Below are 19,040 nucleotides of genomic sequence, written 5' to 3'. Positions count from 1 at the left end.
ACATTTTGGCGAATATCTACAATATATTATTTTTTCAAAACATTTTGATTCGATATTTTATGGTGCCAACATCATTATCCATCACGAGGTACTGCTATGAACTTATTTCATTCCAAACTTACGAAAAGATATGTCATCACTGTATTAGTTGTTATCGTTTTTATTTTGACATTGATTTATTTGGTTACAGTAAATGTCATGAATACCTCTGTCCGTTCACAAATGGAATACCGTGACGAGTTGCTGGCAAAATCGTTGGGAAACCAAATAGAAAGCCTATTTCAAAATATCATTGATAATACGAGACAAATTTCACCGATTGTAGATAATGGAAACAGGAGTACCTATCAGCATGAGATTGAAACAATTATTTCACGGGACTCCCTTTATTTGTTTTTTGAAGTTTATAAAAGAAAAAATCAGCTTCTCAGGATCCCTGATGTACAACTTTCCGATCCTGATCAAGTGGATGCTATCTTAAAGCGATTGTCATGGAGTAAGACAAGCTATATATCTAATTTGATTGAACTCCCAGATGGACGTAAAACGATTGCAATTGCCTATCCCACATTGAATGAGCAGGGAGACTTCACAGGTGCCATCATTACGTATTTAAATCTAAATGTTCTTTCTGACCAACTTCAAAAGTTCTCAATCGGCAGTAAAGGGATGAACGCCATTATTGACCGAAATGGAACCATTATAGCTCACACAAGTAATCAGTTTATTGGTTCATCGATTGAAAATAACGAGGTGGGGAGAAATTTAGCAAAAGAACGATATGGCATATGGAATGGGCAGATCTTTAATGAGAAAATGGTCGTTTCCTATAGACCCCTGCTTTTAGGCAATATCAGTTTGATAGTGGGTGAACCAATTAAGCAGGCTCTTACTCCAGCTAGTTCAGTTACAAAATTACTTATTCAGGGCTTTGTTTCAGTGTTTGTGATTGCACTAGTCCTTGCGGTGTTTAGTGCATCAAGAGTTGTCCGCCCCGTAATGTCACTTATTAAGCAGGTTCAGGAATATAGAGAGGGCAGACGGGAAAGATTTAAGCCCCTCCAAACAAGGGATGAGATTGAGGATCTCTCGCTTGTTTTATCAGAAATGGCCACAGAGCTTCGTGAAAAGGAAAGAAGCATGTTTTATATTTTAGAATCTATTCCATACTGTGTAATTACCACAGATCAGGACGGAAAAATTAGGACCTTTAATAAAGGGGCAGAAGAGCTGATGTTAATAAACCGTAGTGAAGTGTTGGGAAGGAATATCCTTAAACTTCCAATCAAACATGATGTTCAGGAGTCGGTTCTTTTGAAAACCTTAAGGGAAGGGAAGGCGTTCGAAGAAGTAGAAACACAGATTGTGGACGAACAAAAACAGGTCCATGATGTCCGTATTTATGCTTCCCTATTTAAAGGTGAACAAGATGACCACATTGGATCTCTGCTTGTTATTCGAGATGTCAGTGATCTGAAAAAATTGGAAGAATATTTAAGACAAAGTGATCGCCTTGCCTCGCTTGGGCAGCTGACTGCAGGGATTGCCCATGAAATTAAAAATCCGTTAAGTATCATACAAGTTGCGGCTGAGACCATTCGCCTTCAATTAGATGATAGTTCGGAAGAAAGAGAGATTATTGAAGAATTAACGGATGATATTTTAATCTCTTCTGAGCGGATGAATAAATTGCTTACAGATTTCTTGAAACTTACAAAAGGTAAAGATAAAGAAAAGGACAATGAAGCAGTTCTTATAGACTTAATCTCGATTGTAGATGAATTACTGAATTTGCTTCGGAAAAAGTTTAATGACCAAAATGTTAAAGTGACGAGGGATTACCCAGCCAATCCCTCACTTGTACTGGGAGATAAGCACAGGCTGACGCAGATGCTGTTAAATGTTCTGCTAAACAGTCTTCATGCAATGAAAAGTGGGGGAACCATTTCAATTAATTTAAAAGACGATTTAGATTTCTGGCAGCTATCGGTGTCCGATACAGGGGAAGGGATACCAGAAGAAACATTAAAGTGGATTTTCAACCCATTTTATTCTACAAAGCCGGAGGGGACAGGTCTAGGATTATCCATCGTACGTGAAATTGTAATTCAACATGGGGGAAAAATTTGGGCAGAAAGTGTGATCCATCTAGGGACAACCATTCACTTTCAATTACCGAAGGGAGAATGAATATGAAAAAGAGCATCTTGTTTGTAGATGATGAAATCAGACTTTTGCGAGCGCTTTCATTATCATTTCGAAAAAAAGGGTACGATATCATCCTCGCAGCAAATGGGCAGGAGGCTAGGAGAAAAATACAAGAAAATGAAGTAGATTTGGTTTTTCTTGATTTAAATCTTCCAGATGCGAACGGTTTGGAGCTTTTAGGGGAATTTAGTACTCTTTATCCACAAAAGGTATTTGTCATTATGACAGCCTATGGCGAGGTTGAAAGTGCTGTTTCAGCAATGAAAGCAGGTGCATTTGACTATATAGTAAAGCCGGCAAAATTGGATGAGATCGAACTAATTATTAATAAAGCTTTCAACTGGATTAATATGAAGCAGGAAAATCTTCATTTAAAAGAACAGCTGAAGCAACTTGAAGTAACCAATGGTTTTATTAGTACAAGCTTAAAGATGAAGAGGATTTATGAATTAATTGAACGGGTTTCATCGACGGATGCGACCATTTTGCTTCATGGGGAGAGTGGAACAGGGAAAAGCTTGATTGCCCGAATGATTCATAATTTGAGTGGGCGCAGCCAAGGGCCTTTCATTGCTGTCAACTGTGCTGCTATTCCTGAGCAGTTACTTGAAAGTGAGCTTTTCGGTTATGAAAAGGGGGCATTTACGGGAGCTGCAGCAAGCAGGGCCGGAAAATTTGAAGCGGCGGGGAACGGTACGATTTTTTTGGATGAAATTGGCGAAGTACCGCTGTCACTTCAGGCGAAGCTTCTTCAAGCAGTACAGGATAAGTCGTTTATTCGTCTTGGAAGCAACCAGGTAAAGCAAGTAGATGTTCGGATTATTTCGGCAACCAATCGTAATTTAAAACAAATGGTTCAGGAAGGAAGCTTCCGCGAAGACTTGTATTACCGTTTAAATATAGTCGATATGCATATTCCACCGCTAAGGGAACGTAAGGATGATATCCCGCTTCTTGTGGAAGAATTTTTAGAAAAGCACCGCAGTAAAATGAAGAAAAACTTTCGTGTATCCTCACAACTGTTGACTATTTTAGCTGGCTATGAATGGCCAGGGAATGTCCGGGAGTTGCAAAACGCGGTAGAGCGTGCAGCAGTGTTATGTAATGGTGATGATCTATCGATTCAGGATTTTCCTCATGAAATCCAAGGATATAGCCCAACAAACCTATTACCATCAGGCAAATTTTCATTTGATAACTCGAAAACACTTCCCGAACAACTGGAAGACATCGAACGGCAAATTATTTTAAATGCGATTGAGGAACATCATGGGCAGATTGCTTCGGCTGCAAGAGAGCTTGGAATCTCGCGGCAGCGGCTCTTTTATAAAATGAATAAATATCTTGAACAATAAATGCCATTCGATTTGCAGAATGGCATTTTTTTAATGAAGTCGCGAAAAAAATTTTTACACATAACAGGAAAAGGGTGGAGAATAACGCGTCTTGTCAGTTGGCATAGTTCTTGCAAGTTAACCTATCAAAGAACAATTAGAAGAGGAGATGGAGAGATGAGCTATCATCCATTATTAGAAGGTGCAATTGAACTACATTGCCATAGTTATCCGAGCATTTTTCCAAGAAAGCAAACTGATTGGGAACTTATAGAAGATGTAAAAGTGGCCAAAATGGCGGGGGTTGTGTTAAAAGCGCATGAGGCAAACACAGTGGACCGTGCAACATTAATACGGCTGAAGGAGCCTGAACTTCATGTATATGGCGGTATTGTATTGAACGAATTTACAGGTGGACTTTCACCAAAAACAGTAGATGCTGCCATTAGGCAAGGGGCTAAAATCATTTGGATGCCGACTATTTCGGCAAACCAGCACTGCTGTCATATCGGTAAAAAGAAAACGCGCTTTTTTAATAGTGAACGGCCCTTGGAAAATGCGGAAGTCGGGCTAACCATTCTAGATGATAACAATCAGCTCAAACCAGAGGTCCACGAAATTTTAACTCTAATCGGTGAAGCGGACATAGCCCTCGCAACCGGCCATTTATCTGCGGAAGAGGTTGCAATTTTAATAGATTCAGCCAAAGAGCATAAAATTGAGAAGATCCTCATTCAACATGCCGATCTGGGGATTGCACCTGTTCCTCTTGATATGCAGAAGGAGTTTGCTAGAAAAGGGGCGATCTTAGAGAAGTGCTATTTAGCTTGTAGTGAAGATTTTCAGGACCTGACGGCTGTTCAAATGGCTGAAAGTATAAAAGAAATTGGGGCCGATTCATGTGTCTTGGTAACGGACTACGGACAGGATCATAATATTCCTCCGATTGCTGCGCTAAGCAAATTTGTCCACGAGATGGTTGAAGAAGGGATCTCAAACGAAGAGATCCAAACAATGATTGTCCAAAATCCAAGGAAACTTCTTGGTATTTAAAAAAGGGGTGTAAAAAATGATCGATGAACAGCTAGTAAAGCAAATTCAAACAATTGTCTCACCCGAACGCATCTTAACGGAGTTAGCAGAAAGATATTCATATAGCTATGATGCTTCCTTCGGGGAGTGTTTACCAGATATTGTAATTCAACCGAAAAATACGCATGAGGTTGCAGCCCTTGTTAGACTTGCAAATGAGCATCATATTCCTGTTTACCCTAGAGGGGCAGCGACATCCTTAAGCGGTGGTTCGCTGGCGGTTGAAGGTGGTATGACACTGGACATGTCACAGTTTGAAAAGAAGTTGACAATTGATCGAGAAAACCTGCTGGCTATCACAACACCAAGTGTTATTACGGGAGATATCCATAAAAAAGCAGAGGAGGCTGGTTTATTTTACCCACCTGATCCTAGCAGTTCTCATGTATCTACAATTGGTGGCAATCTCCTAGAAAACTCCAGCGGACCAAAAGGCCTCAAATACGGGACAACAAAGGAATATGTGATTGGCTTAGAAGTAGTTACTCCAACAGGCGAGATTATTCGCACTGGCGGTCGTACGGTAAAAAATGTGACCGGCTATGACTTAACAAGATTGATTGTTGGATCGGAAGGTACACTTGGCATCGTCACTGAAGCAACGTTAAGACTTATTCCGAAACCGCTTGCAAGAAAAACCCTTTTAGCTTCCTTCACCAGCATAAATGACTCTGGTCATGCGATTACAAAAATTTTATCCTCTGGGATTTTACCAAGTGCCATGGAATTAATGGATAATGCCTGTATTCGTGCCGTTGAAAATTACCAGCCGAGCGGGCTTCCGATTGATGCTGAAGCCATTGTCATTATCGAGGTGGATGGCCATCCTGCTGCGATTGCAGAAGAAATGGTTAATTGTGAGGGAATTTGTTGGGAGCAAGGGGCGACAAATGTAAAAGTCGCGAGCACGGAAACGGAGAGAAATGAAATTTGGAAAGCGCGGAAGATGGTATCGCCTGCCATTATGCAAATGGGACCAACAAAAATTTCAGAAGATGCAACAGTACCTCGAAGCCAAATTCCGGCCATGGTGGAAAAACTCCAGAAAATACGTGACAAATATCAATTAAACCTTGTTGTGTTTGGTCATGCGGGAGACGGTAATCTGCACCCGAACATTATTACTGATAAACGAAATATAGAAGAAATGAAGCGGGTCGAATATGCAGTCAGTGAAATATTTGAAGCGGCAATCGAGCTTGGCGGCACGCTTTCAGGCGAACATGGAATAGGGACATTAAAAGCACCGTATATGGAGAATGAGCTTGGGAGGGATGGACTTTTCATGATGAAAAAGATCAAAGAAGCCTGGGATCCTAATAACATTTTAAATCCTGGAAAAATCTTTCCTCAGCCAGGTCAGACAAAGGTGGTATTAATATGAGTGGAGTGGCAGCCCCCAAAAAAGATGGAATACAAGAAAGTGAATATGCCAGGAAGCTTCGCCAGCTTTCTTATGATGAAGCAAATCAATGCGTCCAGTGCGGGTACTGTTTGCCGGCATGTCCTACGTACGAATCAATGGGACGGGAATCACAGTCACCGCGCGGAAGAATCAATCTTGTCAAAATGGCTGCTGAGGGAAAAGTGGATATACTTAAAGACCTCGCCGAACCAATCGATCTGTGCCTTGGATGTCGTGCCTGCGAAGTGGCATGTCCTGTTAACGTACCGTACGGGAAAATTTACGAAGCAGCAAAAGAAGTGATTGCAGAACAACAAAGGGATGAGCAGAGAAAAACAACTACGAAACGAAAAATGAACTTTCGGGATCTCACATTGAATCAGTTATTTCCGTATCATAAACGGCTTCGGGCAACGGGGAATATGGTTTGGCTCTATCAAAAAACAGGTTTGAACAAGCTTGTTCGTAAGACCAAAATCATCAACAAGATTTCTAAGCCGATGGGGCAATTTGAAAAAGTCCTGCCCCCACTTGAATCACCGCTTAAACGCTATAAGTTTGGCGATAAATATGCTCCTATAGGGGAGAAAAAAGCACGGGTAGCCTTTTTCCCTGGTTGTATTATGGATGCCATCATGTATAAAACGAATCGACAAACGATAGAACTGCTTCGGTCTGTTGGTTGTGAAGTAGTGATTCCTGAACAGCAGAGCTGTTGTGGAGCACTTCATGCACATCAGGGCTTAACTGAGGAGGCTAGGAAACTAGCAAAAGAAAATATCGTAGCCTTTGAGGCTTCGGGTGCGGATTATTATATTAATAATGCCGGAGGTTGCGGCGCCGCGCTGCGTGAATATGATCACCTTCTAAAGGACGAACCGGATTGGAAGAATCGCGCAAAATGGTTTGTCAAAAAATCAAAAGACGTTACAGAATTGCTTGTTGAACTTGGTCCGCTTCCATTTACGAAGGAATGGAATGGAATTATTACGTATCAAGATTCCTGCCATTTACGCAATGTGCAGGGAGTAATTGACCAACCGCGAAAACTTCTCCGATCGATCCCAGGAGCAAGTTTTATTGAAATGGAAGGTCATGACCGTTGCTGTGCATCAGGCGGTATTTATAACTTACTCCATTTTGACGAATCGATGGAGATTTTAGACAAAAAGATGAAGAACGCGGTAAAAACAAAAGCAACCACCATTGTGACGACGAATCCAGGCTGTTTATTACAAATGAGACTAGGTGTCGAAAGAAGCGGAATCGGAAATCAAGTCCAAGCGCTGCATATTGTAGAGGTACTGGCAGAAGCGTGCGGAATCAAGTAGAAAGCAAAAGAGCAAAAAATTTTGACACGTTTTCAAAATATTTTAACAACTATTCAGAATAATCGTAAAAAACATCAAAATAGGGATTCTCTTTCTTGGCACAATACTTGCATTAAGTATTATTAGATTATTGAAAACTTATTAAAGCAAAAGGAGGGAACTGTGGTGGCAGATTTTTTTAACTTAATCGCATCTAACTGGGATGAGATCCTTATGATGACATGGCAGCATATTGAGCTTGTTGGTTCTGCTGTCATCGTAGCCATCCTCATAGGCGTTCCGTTTGGCATCTATATTACGCAGCATGAAACACTGGCTAATTTAGTGTTAGCCGTTGCAGGTGTGATGATGACGATTCCAAGTATCGCCCTATTTGGAATTATGATTCCAATTTTGTCGATTATTAATCAAGGGATTGGATTTTTACCTGCCTTTATTGCCCTTGTTTTGTATTCACAGTTGCCGATCATCCGAAATACCTTTATTGCCGTTAAAAATGTTGATCCAAATATGCGTGATGCGGCGATTGGAATGGGAATGACTACCTGGCAGCGTCTTCGTAAAGTGGAAATCCCGATCGCACTTCCGGTTATCATGGCAGGAATCCGGACTGCTGTCGTGTTAACCATCGGCATTGGCGCTATCGCTGCTTATATCGGAGCTGGCGGACTTGGAGATTACATTGCAAGAGGGATTTCAACAAGCTACACGACAATGGTACAGGTGGGGGCGGTTTCAGTCTCTGTATTAGCCATTGCTGCCGATTACTTACTAGGTCTAGTCCAAAAGCGGGTTTCACCAAAGACAGCACATACAAAATAGGAAAGGGGATGCTAACCAAATGATCACTTTCAAAAATGTATCGAAGGTTTATAAAAGCAGCGACAAACAAGTAAAAGCTGTAGATGATGTAAATATGACAGTCGAAAGCGGCGAAATTTGTGTATTTCTTGGCCCGTCAGGCTGTGGAAAAACGACCCTTTTACGAATGGTTAACCGGCTTGTTCCAATTACCGAGGGGCAAATTGAAATTGGAGGTAAGGACATTTATTCCTTAGATTCCATTGAGTTACGGCGCTCAATCGGATATGTCATTCAACAAAACGGATTGTTTCCTAATATGACAATAGAAGAGAACATTAATGTCGTTCCCAAAATGCTAGGCTGGGACGCGGAGAAAATGAAAAAACGCTATAATGAATTAATGGAAATGATGGGACTTAGCCCTGATGAATATCGTAAGCGCTTTCCTTGGGAGTTATCCGGCGGACAGCAGCAGCGAATTGGTGTCGCACGCGCCATGGCTGCAGACCCTCCAGTTATGTTAATGGATGAGCCGTTTGGCGCTTTGGATCCGATTATTCGGGAACATCTGCAAAATGAATTTTTACGGATTCAAAAGGATGTAAAGAAAACCATTCTTTTTGTCAGCCATGATATTGATGAAGCCATTCGCTTAGGTGATAAGATCGCTATTTTTAATAAAGGGCAATTGATGCAGTTTGGCACACCAGATGACATATTATCAAACCCGAGAAATGAGTTTGTCAGAGACTTCATTGGTATCGACCGTGAAATTAAGCGGCTGACCCTCTTAACAGTGAAAGACCTGTTCAGTAAAGGGAAAAAGACCAATAGGAAAACAAATATCAAATTAGAAATAAACGAAACTGTTGTAACACCTGATATGGACCTGCGTACTGCGATGGGCGTACTATTATCGTCTCCAACAGGAGAAGCTGTGATTATTGATTTAGGGAATCATCCACTTGGAATATTAACCTTCTCAGATTTTGAAATATTAACAGGTATCCATCCTTCGAAATTAAAAACTGTGGTTCATTAAGGTGGTGGTGAATATATGAAAGGGAAAAACAAAACTGAAAAAATCATTCGCATCGGGCTGTATATACTCCTAGCGGCATTGTTTATGTATGCCTTAAAAATAGGAGCCTTTACGTATATTTTTGAGAATACTAGTGAAGTAGTTTACCTAATTGGGCAGCATTTAAAACTCGTAGCCATTTCATCGTTAGCCGCAATTGGTTGTGCAATTCCACTAGGGATATTTATTACAAGACCTCAATTTAAAAAATTCGAATTTATTGTTATGAACTTTGCCAATATTGGCCAAACCGTCCCAAGTATTGCGATTTTAGCTCTTGTCATGTCCTACTTAGGATTAGGCTGGCAAACAGCAGTATTTGCCTTATGGTTTAGTTCCTTGCTCCCAATCTTACGTAACACCATGGCTGGTATTAATTCTGTTCACCCAGCTATTATTGATGCAGGTAGAGGGATAGGAATGACACAAAAGTTGATTCTTTGGAAGCTTGAACTTCCCAATGCATCCTATGCAATTCTAGCTGGAATTCGAACCTCAACCGTAATCAATGTTGGTACAGCAGCTCTTGCCTTCTTAATCGGCGGAGGTGGATTAGGTGATCTTATCTTTACGGGCATTTCCCTTTATGACACGGGTATTATGCTCGCTGGAGCGCTGCCCGTAATTTTACTAGCGATTTTAATCGATTTTTTGTTGGGAATATTAGAAAAAGTCATTATTCCAAAAGGATTACAACGAAACCTAGAAATTATTTAATAATAAAAGGGGGAACTAGGATGAAAAAAATTATGTTTTTAATTTTGTCTATGATTCTTGCAACAACTCTTGCAGCATGCAGCTCCGATTCTGCATCAGGCTCTGGGGATAAAGGGAAGATTACAGTGGGCGGGAAGGATTTCACAGAACAACATATATTAACAAAGATGACATCTATTCTATTAAAAGAAAAAGGATATAAAGTCGATGAAGCAAGCAGTATGGGAAGCACGGTTGCACGCTCCGCGCTTGAAAACGGCCAGCTTGATTTATATTGGGAATATACAGGAACTGCCCTTTTAGTTTATTTAAAGCAGCCTCTTGTAACAGACCCTGATAAAGCATATGAAAAAGTAAAAGAACTAGACAAGAAAAATGGACTCGCCTGGTTAAATAAATCTGATTTCAACAACACATATGCCATCCTAATGCGTGAAGACAGGGCAAAGGAGTTAGGGATTAGTTCACTAGATGATCTTGCTAACTATATAAACAATAATCCTAACAAACTAAAATTTGCCTCAAATGCAGAATTCTTTGCACGTGCAGATGGACTCAAAGGTCTAGAAAAAAAATATGGCTTTGATTTTCCGGCAAAAAACATTGTAAAGATGGACTCAGGTCTGGTATACAACGCATTAAATGAGAAACAAGTAGATGTCACTATGGGATTTGCTACTGATGGACGTATCAAAGGATTTAATCTAGTTGAATTAACAGATAATAAACAATTCTTCCCGCCATACAATGGTGCGCCAGTCATCCGTGAAAAAACATTAAAACAGTATCCAGAGGTAGGTAAGCTTTTAAATCAAATGGCTGACAAGTTAAATGGTGATACCATGAAAGAACTCAATTACCGTGTTGATGTAAAACATGAGGATGTCTCTAAAGTAGCAAGAGAGTGGCTGACAAAAGAGGGATTAATCAAGGAATAAAAACTGGAAAAGAGAAAAAGCCTGCTTCTTTTTGAAGAAGTAGGTTTTTTGCATTTTTTGTAAGTTCTTACAGGATTTATTTTTTATTTATAGAATTAATTAGAATGATGCAAACATTTGGTGTAACAACAGAGGAGGATGTAATGTGTCCCTTGAAAATATGAACCCAACAATGGAAAGAATACTAGTGAATATTGAAAAAGTAATGATTGGAAAGCGGAATGTCGCTGAACTTAGTCTTGTCGCCCTAATGGCGGGGGGACATGTTCTTTTAGAAGATGTACCAGGTGTCGGTAAAACGATGATGGTACGGGCGCTTGCCAAATCCGTAAATGCTAAATTTCGGAGAATACAATTTACTCCTGACTTATTACCTTCGGATGTTACGGGAATTTCGATTTACAATCCAAAAGAGATGGAATTTCAGTTCCGCCCGGGTCCCTTGATGGGAAACATTATCCTTGCAGATGAAATCAACCGGACTTCACCGAAAACTCAATCTGCCCTTTTGGAAGGGATGGAGGAAGCAAGCGTAACGATTGATGGTGTGACCCATAAACTCGAGCAGCCGTTTTTTGTTATGGCCACCCAAAATCCGATTGAATATGAAGGGACCTATCCGCTCCCAGAGGCACAGCTTGACCGCTTTTTATTAAAAATGAAAATGGGTTATCCCGATTTAGGAGAGGAAATAGAGGTATTAAACCGGGCACAAAAAATTCCGCCCATTCATGAACTAGAGCCGGTGATTGACCTCGATGGGCTGCTTCTGCTTCAAAAGGAAATCAAAGAGGTGTTCGTCGATAATACGATTAAGCGCTATATTGTCGATATTGTCAGCCGAACAAGAAGTCATGGCCATGTCTATCTTGGAGCAAGTCCAAGGGGATCGATTGCTTTAATGAAAGCAGCCCAGGCGTATGCTTTTATGTACGGTCGAGATTATGTTCTTCCTGATGATATTCAATATCTAGCCCCGTTCGTCTTATCCCATCGGATTATTTTAAAATCAGAAGCCAAATTCGAAGGGATTTCCGCAGAAGAAGTTATTAGCGGGGTAGTAGGAAGAGTCCCAGTTCCAGTTCAAAGGCTTGTGAAATAAATGAAAAAAACAGCAAAGCTTTTAAAAAAGGTTTGGAAGATTACAGTCTTACTTTTATTGATTCTTTTAACCTTTTCTTACGCGATGTTTCAAGGAGGATTTGTCAGTTGGTTTTTGTTTTACAGTTTTTTACCATTTGCGCTCTATTGCATGGCCCTGACCTTTTATTCCTTAAATGACATTACAGTGACAAGGGAAATAGCAAAAACTGATTACAATGCCGGGGAACCAATGAAAGTAAAAATCACGGTCCGAAGGAGATCTTCTTTTCCGGTGTTCTACCTAATGGCAGCCGACCATCTCAGAGATCCTTCACTTCCACTAGAGACAAACCAAAAGGCACTCCTCATTGCAGGTATGAAAAAAGAGCTTTCCTATGAATACAGCATCGATGAATTGCCGAGAGGTGAACATCTTTTTCAATCGATTACTGTAAAAATCGGTGACCCGCTTGGTTTAATCGAAAAGGAGAAGTCCTTTGTGGTTGAAAATAGAATTATTGTCTACCCTGCCTATACAGAAATTCTATACCGACCGTTTGAAAACCACTATGATCAAGGGATGACGGCTTCGAGGGAGAGAGTGCAGCGCGATACCTCTTTGGCGATTGGGGTAAGGGATTACCAGCCGGGGGATCGGTTTTCCTGGATTAACTGGAAGGCGTCTGCCAAGCGGAATGAAATGATGACAAAGGAATTTGAGCAGCGCCAATCGCATGATGTGTTTGTTGTTATGGACTGTGTACCTCATCAACATTTTGAATCAATAGTTTCCTTTACTGCCTCCCTTTTAAGAGCAGTATTGAAAAAAGGAGCACAAACGGGTTTATTAACATTCAGTCATGAAAGGGCCTCATTTCCAGTGCGAGGGGGAGAGCAGCATCTCCAGCAGCTTTTTTATCACCTCGCTAAAATTGAAGCCAAAAGCTTTTCTTCCTTGGAAAAGGTGTTGGAAGCCGATGGGTTATTTATGCTGCAAACACGATCGACAATGCTGGTAACCGCACAGCTGACCAAACCGCTCATTGAAAAAGCAAGCTTTCTCGGTCAAAGAAAGGGCTCAATCACCCTTTTCCTCATCAAAGCAGAAAAAGAATCGCCAACTAAAGATGAACGTTCGCTCATCGCGATTGCGAAGTCTCGGGGAGTGCATATTGTCATGGTCCATGAAGGGGACTTTTCCCAGACATTCTCGGAGGTGAATTTCCGTTGAAAAATCGGGATATTTCAACGTTTCTGTTATATGCCTTGGGGTTTCTCCTTTTGTGGGAATGGCTTCGGCCGATTGAACAATTAACGGATACGAGTCATATTTGGGTCTTCATTGCGTTTTTACTATTATCGTTAGCGATGTCATTTTATCGAATAAAATGGGTCTTTACTTTTTTGATAAAAATATTTTATATCCTATTTTTCATTAATCGTCTTTATTACCAGGAAGGGCTTTTTTACTTTGGTTGGATTGCTGCGTTTTTCTCCAATATAAAAAATAATACTCTCTTGCTTCTGACAAGAAATTGGATCGATTTATCAAACGAATTCCGTTCCTTTTTGTTTTTTATTTTCTTATGGTTAATGGTGTATTTACTTCATTATTGGTTGTTAAGACGCCAAAGAATCTTTCTCTTTTTCTTTATGACCTTGATCTACATTACCGTTTTGGATACTTTTACACCCTACAGTGCAAAAGAGGCGATTGTCCGAACCGTTGTTGCCGGATTTACTGTTATGGGAATGCTGACCTTTTACCGGATGATTGCAAAAGAAAAGGTCAATAAACAATATGCTGCGCCGAAAAAATGGATGATCCCACTTGCCGGGATGGTTGCCTTTAGCGTCCTCGTTGGGATTGCCGTACCAAAGGCAGCTCCGATCTGGCCTGACCCGGTTCCCTATTTAAAAGGAGATAAGAAATACCACAGTGTTGACAAAAGCGGGGGAATACAAAGGATTGGCTATGGAACGAATGATGCCCAATTAGGGGGTCCGTTTCTGGGTGATAATAAAACTGTTTTTCGTATTGAAGCGAATGAGAAGATTTATTGGAAAGTGGAGACTAAGGACACTTATACAGGAAAAGGCTGGGTGTTATCGCCGGAATCTAAAACCCTTCAATTTAAGGAAGGGGATTTAGTGCCTGTTTTTCCTTTTTCAAAAACTGTACAAACGGATAAGGAAATTGCTAAAGTATTTCCAGTTCAGGATTACGGATATCCTCATGTTATCTATCCAGCCGGGATTAGGAAAATCTTCGACTTCTATCCTAATTTTGGAGGAAAGGCTACGTTTAACGTGGATACAACAATGGAGCGAATTGTTGCGGTTACTATCTATGACCAACCGATCGTACCTAATCTTTACACAATTGAGTTCGACCTTCCAAAATATCAGGCAAAGGAATTAAGGCAGACAAAGAAATATGACGCTAAAGGAATGAATCCTGTTTTATATAAAAAGTATACACAGCTGCCTGAAGAGCTGCCGCAAAGGGTTGCAAAATTAGCGAAGAAAATAACCTCGAAAGAAACAAATTGGTTTGACAAAGCAAAAGCGGTGGAGAAATATTTTAGCCGGATGGAATACATCTATGAACAAAAGGATGTCGCCTTCCCAGGGATGGATGATGATTATGTTGACCAATTTTTGTTTGAGACAAAAAAAGGGTATTGTAATAACTTCTCCACCTCGATGGCAGTTATGCTGCGGACAATTGGGATTCCAACACGCTGGGTAAAAGGGTATACGGGAGGAGAATTTTCGCAATATAGCAAGCAGGACCCTTCCAAAGAAATTTATGAAATTACCAATAATAATGCTCATTCATGGGTAGAGGTGTATTTTCCGAATCAAGGCTGGGTTCCATTTGAACCGACGAAGGGTTTTTCAAATGATGTTTCGATCAGCTATTTGGATAGCTCGACCACCTCGAGCAGTACAACAACGGCAGCACCTGTCATGAAGCCTGTGAAGAAACCGGTTAAGGAAGAGGACCATGTGAAGGACTCCGGAAAATCCGCAGACCAAAAGAGTTTTCTAAACAACATACAAGTGTTTTTTAAAAACCACTGGAAGCCACTGGTGCTTATTCTGTTGGTTGCCTTAGGAATTGCGGGGATTCTTTATCGAATTCGCGGGAAATGGTATCCATATTTGCTGCTTATAAAATTCCGTTTTAGGAAAAAGGATGAAAATATTGGTTATGCGTATTTAATTTTATTAAAACAACTTGAGAGGTACGGAATAACCCGGAAGGAATACCAAACATTAAGGAATTATGCCCGCTATGTTGATTCATTCTTTTCAACAAGTGAAATGACACGCTTTACCTCCCAATATGAGCAGTTTCTCTATCATAATCATCTGCAACAGGGAAGCTGGAAAGAGGCGCGTGAATTGTGGGAAAATTTAATTAAAAAGACAATTGCTTGACCAAAAAAACGACCTATTGTTACAATAAGTTTTAATTCAATAAGGTTCGTTTTACGTTACCTTCATATATCCTCGATGATAAGGTTCGAGAGTCTCTACCGGGCTGCCGTAAATGGTCCGACTATGAAGGCAGAAAGTTTTTTCAAGCGATTTTGCGAGAAAACTAGAATTCTGCCTTCCTATTTTTTTGGTTGGAGAAAGCTAGTTTTCTTTTTTTTATTTATTTTTTTCAATTGTAGTAAAAACTAATTAAAATTGCATGAAATTAAAAAAGAGGTGGCCACGTTGTCAGGTAAACAAGATATGATTGTTGTTTTAGATTTTGGAAGCCAGTATAACCAACTTATCACTCGCCGAATTCGTGAATTTGGTGTATACAGTGAGCTTCATCCCCACACGATTACTGTAGAAGAAATCAAAAAATTGAATCCGAAGGGGATTATTTTCTCCGGTGGTCCGAATAGTGTTTATGATGAAAACTCTTTCCGCTGTGATGAAGGGATTTTTGAAATGGGTCTGCCAATTATGGGGATCTGTTATGGGATGCAATTAATGACCGTTCATTTTGGCGGCAAAGTGGAAAAAGCAAAGCAGCGTGAATATGGAAAAGCAACGATGACGATTCAAAATCCAACTGCCTTATTTAAGGACCTTCCGAATGAGCAAGTGGTTTGGATGAGCCATGGTGATTTGGTGGTGGAAGCACCTGCAGGCTTCACGGTAGACGGAACGAATCCGCACTGTCCGATTGCAGCAATGAGTGATGAGGAAAGAAAACTTTACGCTGTACAATTCCATCCGGAAGTTCGTCATTCCGTTTATGGGAATGACCTTCTTAAGAATTTTGTTTTCAACGTTTGCGATTGCAGCGGCGATTGGTCAATGGAAAACTTTATCGAAATGGAAATGGAGAAAATCCGTCAGACTGTTGGTAATAAAAAAGTTCTTTGTGCCCTTAGCGGCGGTGTAGACTCATCAGTTGTGGCAGTCCTAATTCACAAAGCAATCGGCGATCAGCTGACATGTATTTTTGTTGATCACGGTTTGCTCCGTAAAAACGAAGCAGAAAGTGTCATGAAAACTTTCTCTGAAGGTTTCCATATGAATGTCATCAAAGTGGATGCAAAAGAGCGTTTCTTATCCAAATTGGAAGGTGTTTCAGATCCTGAGAAAAAACGCAAAATTATCGGTAACGAATTTATCTATGTATTTGACGATGAAGCAACGAAGCTTGAAGGAATTGAGTTTTTAGCACAAGGTACGCTTTATACCGATATTATTGAAAGTGGTACAGCAACGGCTCAAACGATTAAGTCGCATCATAATGTCGGCGGTCTTCCGGAAGATATGCAGTTTAAATTAATTGAACCATTAAATACCTTATTTAAGGATGAAGTTCGTGCCCTTGGAACCGAGCTTGGAATTCCGGAGGATATTGTCTGGCGCCAGCCATTCCCAGGTCCGGGCCTAGGTATTCGTGTATTAGGGGCCATTTCTGAGGATAAATTAGAGATTGTTCGTGAATCTGATTGGATTTTACGTGAGGAAATTAAGAAGGCGGGCTTAGACCGTGATATTTGGCAATACTTCACTGTTCTTCCTGATATTCGCAGCGTTGGGGTTATGGGCGATACCAGAACATATGATTACACGATTGGTATTCGTGCCGTCACCTCTATCGATGGGATGACATCCGACTGGGCACGGATTCCTTGGGATGTACTTGAAAAAATCTCAACACGAATTGTCAATGAAGTTGCTCATATAAACCGGGTGGTCTATGATATTACCAGCAAGCCGCCGGCTACGATTGAGTGGGAATAAAAAAATAAAATAAAATAAAATAAATGTAGAAAATACGAATGTTTTTATTTATTAAATAAAAAACGTTCGTATTTTTTATTGACAGCCCCCCCCCTCCTTGATATGATACTAACGTACTAAATGGTTTACCATATTGTGTCGTATAATCTTGGGGATATGGCCCAAAAGTTTCTACCGAGCTACCGTAAATAGCTTGACTACGAGGCAAGTTTTTAATAGGGGATTTTTGTCCTTTTATTATTTACATAGCCTTATGTCAACGCTTCGGTGGATACCGGAGCGTTTTTTGGTAAGTTTAAACGATATAGAATTATTTTTAGGGGGAAGTAAATTGAAAAACTACTTTCAGTTTGAAAAGTTTGGGACGAGTTACCGCCAGGAATTTATGGGTGGAATGACTACCTTTTTAGCGATGGCTTATATTTTAGTGGTGAATCCACTAACATTATCATTAGCAAGTATTAAGGGATTTCCGGATGCTTTAAGAATGGACCATGGAGCCGTTTTTGTGGCAACTGCTATTGCTTCTGCCGTCGGTTCGATCGTCATGGGACTTCTTGGAAAATATCCGCTTGCCCTTGCGCCTGGTATGGGATTAAATGCATTTTTTGCCTATACGGTAGTATTGGGGGATAAAATTCCTTGGCAGCATGCATTGGGTGCGGTATTAATTTCAGGTGTGTTTTTCTTCGTATTAACACTTACCGGTCTTCGTGAAAAAATCATTAATGCTATTCCAATAGATTTAAAACATGCCGTTGGAGCCGGTATTGGTTTGTTTATCACCTTTATTGGACTTCAGGAATCAGGAATTATTGTGAAAAACGATGCAACTCTTGTTGGATTAGGCGATTTATCCAATGGAAATACCTTACTTACGATTTTTGGGATTTTAATCACTGTTGTTATGATGACTAGAGGAATAAAAGGAGCCGTATTCTTTGGAATGATCATCACGGCTATTGTGGGAATGATTTTTAACTTAATTGATGTTCCTCATCAAGTTGTTGGTAACGTACCAAGTTTAGATCCGACATTCGGTGCTGTATTTTCATCTTTTAGTGATAGTTCCTTCTGGTCAACAAGTATGGTTGGAATTATCTTAACGTTCTTGTTTGTTGATTTCTTTGATAATGCGGGAACATTAGTAGCGGTTGCGAACCAGGCGGGATTAATGAAAGACAATAAGCTTCCGAATGCAGGAAGAGCATTATTATCTGATTCGATTGCAACAATGGTTGGTGCAGTATTAGGGACGTCTACTACAACTTCTTATATTGAATCTACTGCAGGGGTAGCAACAGGTGCTAGAACAGGATTCGCATCATTAGTAACAGCAACATTCTTTATTTTGGCGCTATTCTTCTTTCCGTTATTATCAGTAGTAACCACTGCTGTTACTGCACCGGCACTCATTATTGTCGGGGTACTGATGGTTTCTTCGTTAGGCGATATTGAATGGAAAAAATTCGAGATTGCTGTGCCAGCATTCTTAACAATGATCACAATGCCGCTTTCTTATAGCATTGCAACAGGTATTGCAATTGGATTTATTTTCTACCCAATTACGATGATTGTAAAAGGACGTGTAAAAGAAATTAATCCAATTATGTATCTTTTCTTCGTCATCTTCCTTGCTTATTTTATCTTGAAATAATTGAAAAAAGAACCTCAGTCGAGCTAAAATGTACCCTATAGAGTAGACACTTAAAAAAAGTCCTCTATAGGGTACTTTTTTGTATAATTAAGAAAAATGGGATTGGGGAAAGCAAGAGT

At 40.2% G+C, this 19,040-nt stretch carries 14 protein-coding genes and 2 riboswitches; all 14 genes read left to right on the top strand.

Going from position 1 to position 19,040, the window contains the following annotated elements; all coding sequences use genetic code 11:
* Positions 1-96 precede the first annotated feature (96 nt).
* The 14 genes from J2Y67_RS23085 (at position 97) to J2Y67_RS23020 (ending at position 18,921) form a co-directional block, all read left to right on the top strand.
* The gene (locus J2Y67_RS23085) at positions 97-2,190 is read left to right on the top strand and encodes an ATP-binding protein (protein ID WP_310177780.1); all 2,094 of its coding nucleotides are present in this window, start codon (positions 97-99) and stop codon (positions 2,188-2,190) included.
* Positions 2,191-2,192: 2 nt separating this feature from the next.
* Positions 2,193-3,563, top strand: a complete 1,371-nt coding sequence (locus J2Y67_RS23080; RefSeq protein ID WP_310177778.1) for a sigma-54-dependent transcriptional regulator — start codon at positions 2,193-2,195, stop codon at positions 3,561-3,563.
* 156 nt (positions 3,564-3,719) lie between these two features.
* Positions 3,720-4,595, top strand: coding sequence for a DUF6282 family protein (locus J2Y67_RS23075; protein ID WP_310177777.1), 876 nt, complete (start codon positions 3,720-3,722; stop codon positions 4,593-4,595).
* 16 nt (positions 4,596-4,611) lie between these two features.
* Positions 4,612-6,018, top strand: coding sequence for an FAD-binding oxidoreductase (locus J2Y67_RS23070; RefSeq protein ID WP_310177776.1), 1,407 nt, complete (start codon positions 4,612-4,614; stop codon positions 6,016-6,018).
* Positions 6,015-7,370, top strand: coding sequence for a (Fe-S)-binding protein (locus J2Y67_RS23065; RefSeq protein ID WP_310177775.1), 1,356 nt, complete (start codon positions 6,015-6,017; stop codon positions 7,368-7,370). The genes J2Y67_RS23070 and J2Y67_RS23065 overlap by 4 nt, the downstream gene beginning before the upstream one ends.
* A 165-nt stretch (positions 7,371-7,535) precedes the next feature.
* On the top strand, positions 7,536-8,192 hold the full coding sequence (locus tag J2Y67_RS23060) for an ABC transporter permease (RefSeq protein ID WP_310177773.1): 657 nt from the start codon (positions 7,536-7,538) through the stop codon (positions 8,190-8,192).
* A 19-nt stretch (positions 8,193-8,211) separates the two neighbouring features.
* The gene (locus J2Y67_RS23055; RefSeq protein ID WP_310177772.1) at positions 8,212-9,216 is read left to right on the top strand and encodes an ABC transporter ATP-binding protein; all 1,005 of its coding nucleotides are present in this window, start codon (positions 8,212-8,214) and stop codon (positions 9,214-9,216) included.
* A 15-nt stretch (positions 9,217-9,231) separates the two neighbouring features.
* The gene (locus J2Y67_RS23050) at positions 9,232-9,972 is read left to right on the top strand and encodes an ABC transporter permease (RefSeq protein WP_310177771.1); all 741 of its coding nucleotides are present in this window, start codon (positions 9,232-9,234) and stop codon (positions 9,970-9,972) included.
* 20 nt (positions 9,973-9,992) lie between these two features.
* Positions 9,993-10,910, top strand: a complete 918-nt coding sequence (locus tag J2Y67_RS23045; RefSeq protein WP_310177770.1) for a glycine betaine ABC transporter substrate-binding protein — start codon at positions 9,993-9,995, stop codon at positions 10,908-10,910.
* A gap of 160 nt (positions 10,911-11,070) precedes the next feature.
* Positions 11,071-12,012: an AAA family ATPase gene (locus J2Y67_RS23040; protein WP_396954129.1), complete on the top strand. Its 942-nt coding sequence runs from the start codon at positions 11,071-11,073 to the stop codon at positions 12,010-12,012.
* Positions 12,013-13,224 (top strand): DUF58 domain-containing protein, encoded by a 1,212-nt coding sequence (locus J2Y67_RS23035; RefSeq protein ID WP_310177767.1) that lies wholly within the window; start codon positions 12,013-12,015, stop codon positions 13,222-13,224.
* Positions 13,221-15,440: a transglutaminase TgpA family protein gene (locus J2Y67_RS23030; protein ID WP_310177766.1), complete on the top strand. Its 2,220-nt coding sequence runs from the start codon at positions 13,221-13,223 to the stop codon at positions 15,438-15,440. The genes J2Y67_RS23035 and J2Y67_RS23030 overlap by 4 nt, the downstream gene beginning before the upstream one ends.
* Before the next feature lie 42 nt (positions 15,441-15,482).
* Positions 15,483-15,584: riboswitch (purine riboswitch) on the top strand.
* A gap of 159 nt (positions 15,585-15,743) precedes the next feature.
* The gene (guaA, locus tag J2Y67_RS23025) at positions 15,744-17,264 is read left to right on the top strand and encodes a glutamine-hydrolyzing GMP synthase (protein WP_310177807.1); all 1,521 of its coding nucleotides are present in this window, start codon (positions 15,744-15,746) and stop codon (positions 17,262-17,264) included.
* A gap of 118 nt (positions 17,265-17,382) precedes the next feature.
* A riboswitch (purine riboswitch) is annotated at positions 17,383-17,484 on the top strand.
* A gap of 111 nt (positions 17,485-17,595) precedes the next feature.
* Positions 17,596-18,921: an NCS2 family permease gene (locus J2Y67_RS23020; protein ID WP_310177764.1), complete on the top strand. Its 1,326-nt coding sequence runs from the start codon at positions 17,596-17,598 to the stop codon at positions 18,919-18,921.
* The last annotated feature ends 119 nt before the right edge of the window (positions 18,922-19,040 follow it).

The sequence above is a fragment of the Neobacillus niacini genome (assembly GCF_031456445.1).
Taxonomy (GTDB): domain Bacteria; phylum Bacillota; class Bacilli; order Bacillales; family Cytobacillaceae; genus Neobacillus; species Neobacillus niacini_I.
Note: the sequence above shows the minus strand (reverse complement) of the source record. Positions and strands in the feature narration are given on the sequence as shown.

Bases quoted from the DNA above. Each gene is read 5' to 3' on its own strand.
- J2Y67_RS23085 (WP_310177780.1), top strand. From the start codon at position 97: ATGAACTTATTTCATTCCAAACTTACGAAAAGATATGTCATCACTGTA.
- J2Y67_RS23080 (WP_310177778.1), top strand. From the start codon at position 2,193: ATGAAAAAGAGCATCTTGTTTGTAGATGATGAAATCAGACTTTTGCGA.
- J2Y67_RS23075 (WP_310177777.1), top strand. From the start codon at position 3,720: ATGAGCTATCATCCATTATTAGAAGGTGCAATTGAACTACATTGCCAT.
- J2Y67_RS23070 (WP_310177776.1), top strand. From the start codon at position 4,612: ATGATCGATGAACAGCTAGTAAAGCAAATTCAAACAATTGTCTCACCC.
- J2Y67_RS23065 (WP_310177775.1), top strand. From the start codon at position 6,015: ATGAGTGGAGTGGCAGCCCCCAAAAAAGATGGAATACAAGAAAGTGAA.
- J2Y67_RS23055 (WP_310177772.1), top strand. From the start codon at position 8,212: ATGATCACTTTCAAAAATGTATCGAAGGTTTATAAAAGCAGCGACAAA.
- J2Y67_RS23050 (WP_310177771.1), top strand. From the start codon at position 9,232: ATGAAAGGGAAAAACAAAACTGAAAAAATCATTCGCATCGGGCTGTAT.
- J2Y67_RS23045 (WP_310177770.1), top strand. From the start codon at position 9,993: ATGAAAAAAATTATGTTTTTAATTTTGTCTATGATTCTTGCAACAACT.
- J2Y67_RS23040 (WP_396954129.1), top strand. From the start codon at position 11,071: ATGAACCCAACAATGGAAAGAATACTAGTGAATATTGAAAAAGTAATG.
- J2Y67_RS23035 (WP_310177767.1), top strand. From the start codon at position 12,013: ATGAAAAAAACAGCAAAGCTTTTAAAAAAGGTTTGGAAGATTACAGTC.
- guaA (WP_310177807.1), top strand. From the start codon at position 15,744: ATGATTGTTGTTTTAGATTTTGGAAGCCAGTATAACCAACTTATCACT.